At 60.1% G+C, this 6,708-nt stretch carries 5 protein-coding genes and 1 pseudogene; all 6 read right to left on the reverse strand.

What is annotated here, in order from left to right; all coding sequences use genetic code 11:
- Nucleotides 1-14: 14 nt before the first annotated feature.
- Nucleotides 15-839 (reverse strand): annotated as a pseudogene (locus BMZ10_RS28250) (cache domain-containing protein); the annotation flags it as partial.
- A 124-nt stretch (nt 840-963) separates the two neighbouring features.
- Nucleotides 964-1,728: a siderophore-iron reductase FhuF gene (gene fhuF, locus BMZ10_RS07080; RefSeq protein WP_093459279.1), complete on the reverse strand. Its 765-nt coding sequence runs from the start codon at nt 1,726-1,728 to the stop codon at nt 964-966.
- A 42-nt stretch (nt 1,729-1,770) separates the two neighbouring features.
- Entirely contained in the window at nt 1,771-2,604 is an 834-nt protein-coding gene (locus BMZ10_RS07085; RefSeq protein WP_093460117.1) for a formyltransferase family protein, read from the reverse strand.
- 11 nt (nt 2,605-2,615) lie between these two features.
- Complete coding sequence (locus tag BMZ10_RS07090; protein WP_093460120.1) at nt 2,616-3,602, reverse strand: TauD/TfdA family dioxygenase; 987 nt, start codon at nt 3,600-3,602, stop codon at nt 2,616-2,618.
- 37 nt (nt 3,603-3,639) lie between these two features.
- Nucleotides 3,640-3,840: an MbtH family protein gene (locus tag BMZ10_RS07095; protein WP_093459280.1), complete on the reverse strand. Its 201-nt coding sequence runs from the start codon at nt 3,838-3,840 to the stop codon at nt 3,640-3,642.
- 485 nt (nt 3,841-4,325) lie between these two features.
- On the reverse strand, nt 4,326-6,539 hold the full coding sequence (locus tag BMZ10_RS07105) for a TonB-dependent siderophore receptor (RefSeq protein WP_093459281.1): 2,214 nt from the start codon (nt 6,537-6,539) through the stop codon (nt 4,326-4,328).
- Between the last annotated feature and the right edge of the window lie 169 nt (nt 6,540-6,708).

The following is a 6,708-nucleotide window of genomic DNA, read 5'->3' on the forward strand; positions in this document are numbered from 1 at the left end:
GCGTGAATCTTGTCGACGAACAGGTTGAACGAGGTCGCCAGATCGCCCAGCTCGTCGCGGCTGGTGACCACCAGACAATGGGTCAGGTCGCCGTCGCCGGCTGCGATGTCATCCAGGTTGGTCTTGAGCACGCGCAGCGGACGCACGATGCCGTTGGCGGTCCAGATGCCTGCCGCAGCGGTAACCAGCAACAGCACCAACGTGACGACGAACACGCTGGTCAGAATGGTGCGGGTGCGCTGAGTGACTGCCTGCTGTTCCTGCACCATGGCGGCATCGATGTCGTCCATGTTGATCGCGCTGCCAAGCACCATGTCCCACTTGTCCAGGTACACGGTGTAACCGAGCTTGGGCACCTGAACGGCTTCATCGCCTGGCTTGGGCGCAGCGTAATCGATGTAATGCTTACCGTTTTTCGCCACTTCCACGAAGGTCTGGTAATGGTAGGAGCCGTCCGGATCGCGCGTGTCCCAGAAGCTCTTGCCGACGCCGGCCGGGCTGTCGCCGCGGAAGATCCGCACGCCCTTGGTGTCGTAGCCGAAGAAGTAACCGTCATCGCCGTATTTCATCGGCTTGAGCAACTCCAGCGCCTTGTCCCGCGCGGCCATGTCACCGGCAGCGGATGCGTCGTGCAACGGCTTGATCGTGGTCAGCGCCACCTGCACGTAGTTCTGCAACACCTGGCGATTGCGCTCGACCAGTCGCTCGCGGGTTTCCTGCATTTCCTGATCGGCGCTGCTTTGCAGCATCCATGCGGCCACGCCACTGAGAATCAGCGCGAAAAGCAGGGCGGGAATGATGGCAAGACAGAGCAGCTTGCTCTTGACGGTAAGCTTCATGGGGGAAAATACCTTCCAGTCATGTGGTCTTTACCTATCGGCAAGAGGTCTGACAACTTGAAAGATTTTGATGGCTTTTTGACGTCAGATATTTCGACAGCGGCATTTTTATCACGCGTGTACGCTACAAAACGGTTGAGATCACGCGTGCCTCGGCATCGCCGGTCCGTCTGCTTGCGCTCAGTGGGCAGTTCTCGCAGTGAGGCAAATCATCCACTCGATAACGCACGCAGCACACGCGACGCTGGCGTTTCAGCGCTGAATGCCCCTCAACCGACATGTAGCGTACAGGCTGATACATCGGATTACGGCGGCCATCGGGCGTGGTCCGGGCGTTGAGCAACGCGTGCCCGTCTTTCAGGTCTGCTCCGGGCATAGCGCCAGCGAGCACCCCCAGCAGCCACTCGAAATAATTACCGGCATTGCTCCACAGCACTCGGGGCGAGACGCCAGCGTATCCGGCCAAGGCGTCGATCAGTGGCCGCAGATGGCCTTCGATCAACGCGTCAAAACGCTGAAAAGGATCGGCCGGCGCGGGTGTCCAGCGCTCACCTTCGTGGGGCAGTTTGAACGCCACGGGCAAATGTTCGTCGTCGAGCACCATCTGCAGGTGATCGAGGTGTAGCGGCAAGCGGCGGTCAAGCAGCAAGGAGGCCGCAACCACCGGCGGGATGAGTTTGATGAAGTAGTATTTGGACCAGATCGACGCCACCCCGCGCAGGTCAGGCACGTGGTAGCGGGCGCCGAAGCGGGTCAGCAGCGGGCCCAGGTACCCGGCGCTCGACAATGTGCGCAGCGGCACGCCCGGACGCGGGTCATCCTCGAGCACCAGCACGTCGCGATAGTGCTCGAAGTCGGCAATGAACAACGGCGCCAGCGCAGGGATCACGGCATGATCGCCCTGGCTGACGCCGCTCGGGCGCGACGTGAATTAATGAGGCTGACGCCGCGCCAACACCCACAACCCCTGCTCCAGTGCCGGAAACAGGCTGTTATTGAAGTTGTTCCAGCGCAGTTCCAGGATGGTGTCGTCCGGCGCGATCGGGGTGTCCAGCACATCGAAGATGACCTCACCCGAATCGATCCCGTTGTCGACGTAATGGAACGAGGCGCCGGTCATGTCCACCACCGGAATGTCGGTGGTTTCGCGGGTCGTCCAGTCGATCACCTTTTTGCCTTTCGCGCCGTACAAGGCATCGAGGGTCGCGTAAGCGCCGCGACGCTCATACGGCGACTCGAGACGGGTGATCCCCGGGTGAATATTGACGATGCGACGGTGGAAATCGGCGCCAGGCCGCACCAGCTCATCGAGGATCACCAGCAGCCCGTCAAGCACCACCACCTCGGCCTGCAGTGCGTGTAGCCGCTGGCCGAGGCGACGCTCGAAATCGGACTTGCCCGCCGGCCGCTGACTGTCTCCCAACGGCAACGCACGATAGGAGGACGGCACGTTTTCCAGCAGATCGTTCATCAGACGCCCCTGCACGGTCAGCTGCGGCGGGTAGAACCAGTGCTCGCCCTGCCCCGGCGTGAAGCCGTAGTCCTTGATGTTCTCTCGATCGCGGGCCGACGCCGGGTCATCGTCGCAAATCACGGCTTCCAGCGAGTAGTGATCGCCCAATGGTGTGTGATCCAGCGCATGGGCCAGATACTCCAGCGGTGACTTCATGTAGCGCCGTTCGCCATGGTAATCCACGTACTGGCCGGCCTTGTCGGCCGATGCGTTACGCAACGACCAGACGTAAACAAGTTTGGTTTTTTGCATGAATTCCGGACTCATGGGGTATTGATCAGCGTGTTGCCGTCGACGCCTTCGGCCATCGCCACCACCACCTTGCGCTCACCACTGAAAGGCTTGCGCGAATGGGCGGTGAGCATGTTGTCGAGCATCAGCACATCGCCCGTGCTCCACGCAAAGACCACTTCACACTCGGCGAGCACGCCGCGGATTTCCGCCAGCGCGTCCTCTTCCAGCGGGCTGCCGTCGCCGTAATACACGTTGCGCGGCAGTCCTTCTTCGCCGACGGTGTCCAGCAGGATTTCCTGCATTTCAGCGTCCAGGTTGGACAGGTGGAACAGATGCGCCTGATTGAACCAGACCCAGTCCCGGGTACGTGGATGCTGCGCCACGCCCTGCACCGACTGACGGGTGCGCAGGTCGCCGTCCTCGTTCCACTGACACTCGATGCCACGCTTGCGGCAGTAGTCTTCGACGTCACTGTGGCGGTCGGTGTTGAACACCTGTTGCCACGTCAGGTCCAGGCCGTTGCCGTAATTGCGCACGTACATCAGGCGTTTGTCCTGGAAGCGCTTGCGCAACGCCGGATTCACCCGACGAAAGACTTCGCGACTGTCGGCGATGGGGGTTTCGCCGCCGCTGGCCGCGGCTCTGGCGCAGTAGAACCAGATGCGCATGGGCCATTCGGTGGTGTAGGCCTGTTCGTTGTGAAGCGGGATCGAGCGGTGCGCCGGGTATTCGGTGGAGGTGTAGACGCCCTTGCCGTCGACCTGGCTGCGTGGGGTCGAGCCGAATTCATAGTTGAGCAAAGGATGCCCGAAGGCGGCGGCGAATCGTTGAAAGCCCTCGACGCCGTCGCTGGCAAACCCGCTGAACAGAATCGCACCGTCGCGTTCAAGCATCTGCTCGACCACGCCGCGCAGATTGTCGAACTCGGCCGCCAGCGTTGCACCGGTCTGGCCGGGATACACCCGCAGCGGGAAGCCGGTTTCGACATGAAGCTGATGTGGCGTAAGCATGCGCATATTCATGGGCAAGACGCTCCGCAGGGAATGGGTTCTATCAGGCCATGGCCTTGCGCAGGCTCAGGGGACGCATGTCGGTCCAGGTGGTTTCGATGTACTGGAGACAGGTCTGTTTGTCGCCCTCGACGCCGACGCTTTTCCAGCCATCGGGAATCGCCTTGTAGTCGGGCCAGATCGAGTATTGCTCTTCGTCGTTGATGACTACGCGGAACTGAGTGTTTTCGCCGTCAAAGCTCATGTGAGGACCTCGTCAATGTTGAATCGCCGCGTGCAGGCGGCCGTATCTAAAAGACGATCAAGCGAGCGGGATGATTAGTGGTTCGATGAAAAAATCAGAGAGCCGCCTCCATCGCCCAAACGACCATCCGCGCATAAATTCGCGCCACAGCCTTTGTTTTTGATTTTGATTTTGATCTTGATCTTGATCTTGATCTTGATCTTCGAACGCAAACGCCCAAACGCCACACATCGCGACTTGGGCGCAGGCCGAGCGCAGGCGACGCGCAGTGGGCCGAGCGGCATGGATGCCGCGAGAGCCGCCCCCCGCCATGGATGGCGGATGGCGGCGGGCCCACGGAGCGTCGTCGGAGTGAGGGAATTCCGACGAAGGAGGAACCCAGCCAGTAGCAAGCACCCTTGGTTACTTGGGGGTGCTTTTCCAAGTAACTCGCCAAAGGCGAAACCAGTCTGGCGTTAGCCAGACCATGCCCCCGAGCACTCACATCACCAACGAAACGCAACCGTCCCCATCACCGTGCGCTCCTCACCCCAGTAGCAACGCCCGGCATTGTTGCAACCACTGACGTACTCCTTGTCAAACAGATTCTTCGCGTTCACATCCACCGACCAATGCTTGTCGATGTCGTAACCCACCAACGCATCCACCAGCGTGACATCCCCGGTTTTCAGCTTGCCGTACAGCGTCGGCGCCGTATACGCGAACGTATTGTCGAAATAGCGCACACCACCGCCCAGACGGAAACCGCTCAACGGACCCTCGAGGAAACGATAAGTCGCCCAGGTCGACGCCTGATTACGCGGAATACCGGTCAATTGATGATCCTCGAACAACGACCCCGGCGCATCCTTGGTCACCCGCGCATCGGTGTACGTGTAAGACGCGGTCAGGCTGAGGTTCGGGGTGATGTCACTGTTCGCTTCAAGCTCCAGCCCCTTGGACTCGCTCTCCCCCACCTGACGGCTGAAACCGTTGCTGCCGGCCACCACATCGTGGGTCTTGGTCAACTGGAACACGGCGGCGCTGAAGGTGGTATTCCAGCCAGCCGGTTCATACTTCAACCCCACCTCGTACTGGTGGCTGAGGATCGGATCGAGCAGTTCGCCGTTGGGCTGCGAAGACTGCTGGACCGGCGTGAATGCCGTCGAGTAACTGACGTAAGGCGAGATACCGTTCTCGAACTGATACATCACGCCGGTCTGCCAGCTGAACCGGTGATCCCAGCCGTCCAGATCGGTAGCAGGCACCGCTGCGCTACCCACGCGCGCAGCGCTGGCGCGGTTGCGGTATTCGCTGTGTACCCAGTCCTGACGCCCGCCCAACAGGAAGATCCAGTTGTCGTACTTGCTCTGCAGCTGACCATAGGCACCGTACATGTGCTGGTCGAGCTGGGAGTTTTGCACGTACTGCGTAGTGTCCGGACGTCCGGTGAACACCGGATCGAATACGTTAAAGGTGCCACCCGCACCTGCGGCCCAATCCTGATTGTAAGAGGTACGATCATAGCTCGCACCGAGCAACACAGTGTTGTCCAGCGCGCCGCTGGTGAAGTGCCCTTCGAACTGGTTGTCCACCGAATACGCCACGGACTTGTTGTCGCGATCGTACGCAAGGCTGCTCAGCGTGCTGCCAAAACCTCCATCGTTAAGGTTGTTGGGCCAGGTCTCATGCCTATCCACGCGCGACTCCATGTAGCGCGAGTTCTGCCGGAACTGCCAGTTTTCATTCAGCTGATGGCTGAACTCATACCCCAGTGTCCAGGACTCACGCTCGAAGTCGTCCCAGTTCGGGTTGCCGTTGAACTGGTCCTTGCCGATCTTGCCGTTCGGGTTGTTCAGCAAAGTGCCTGCGGCCGGATAGCCCAGCAGCAGCTTGGTGCGATCCCGCTGGTACGACGACAGCAACGTCAGGGCGGTGTCTTCATCGAAATTGAAGGTCATCGAGGGGGCGATGTAGAGACGGTCGTCCGGTACCGAGTCAACCTGGGTATCGGCATTGCGACCCAGCATGACGATGCGCCCCAGAATGCGGTTGTCATCGGTCAGCGGGCCGGACACGTCCAGGCCCAATTGACGGCGGTTGTTGCTGCCGTAACTGAACTTGGCCTCGCCCTGCGCAGTTTCGGTCGGCCGTTTGCTGACCAGGTTGACCAGGCCACCCGGCGCGTTTTCACCGTACAGAATCGAACTCGGGCCACGGAACACCTCGGTGCGTTCCAGACCATAGGGCTCGGTGGTGGTGTCATAACGGTTGCCTTGCAGACGCAGGCCGTCTTTGAGCAACCCGTAGCCGTAGTCGGTGGCGTTGTAACCGCGGATGGAAAACAGGTCGCCGGCCAGACCGTCGCCGACCGCAAACGGCGGCGCGAAGATGCCCGGCACATAACCGAGGATATCGGTGAGGGTCTGCGAGCCCTGATCCTGAATGCGTTGACGTGTCACCACCGATACAGAGCGCGGCGTTTCTGATAATGGAGTGCTGGTTTTAGTGCCGGCGGTGCTGTTCCTGGCCTGGTAACCGACGTCCTGTTCTTGCACCGGCGCTTCGCCGCTCACCACCGAGTTCTGCAATTGAATCGCTGATCGCTTCACGGGCGTGCCAGGTGCCTCTTCAGCCCATGTCAACCCCTGACACGCGACCGTGGCAACCAGCGCTGCCAAGGCCTTTACCCTGAATTGTCCCTTGTTGTTGCTCGCCATCCGAACGCCCCCTCCCTTTGAAAATCACACGAGGCACTCGCCTCAAAGTTTGACCAAACGTGTCAAAAAAGCGTGAAAAATGTAACAAAGAAACATTCTCATTACTATTAATATTATGGGTAACGGCAAAAAGCCATCCCTGCTGTCATTGCTGTTACAAACGAAGGGG

Source organism: Pseudomonas sp. NFR16 (genome assembly GCF_900108875.1).
In the GTDB taxonomy this organism is placed as follows: Bacteria; Pseudomonadota; Gammaproteobacteria; order Pseudomonadales; family Pseudomonadaceae; genus Aquipseudomonas.

Coding starts and splice junctions, on each gene's coding strand:
- BMZ10_RS07085 (WP_093460117.1), bottom strand. CDS start 2,604: ATGCAAAAAACCAAACTTGTTTACGTCTGGTCGTTGCGTAACGCATCG.
- BMZ10_RS07090 (WP_093460120.1), bottom strand. CDS start 3,602: ATGCGCATGCTTACGCCACATCAGCTTCATGTCGAAACCGGCTTCCCG.
- BMZ10_RS07095 (WP_093459280.1), bottom strand. CDS start 3,840: ATGAGCTTTGACGGCGAAAACACTCAGTTCCGCGTAGTCATCAACGAC.
- BMZ10_RS07105 (WP_093459281.1), bottom strand. CDS start 6,539: ATGGCGAGCAACAACAAGGGACAATTCAGGGTAAAGGCCTTGGCAGCG.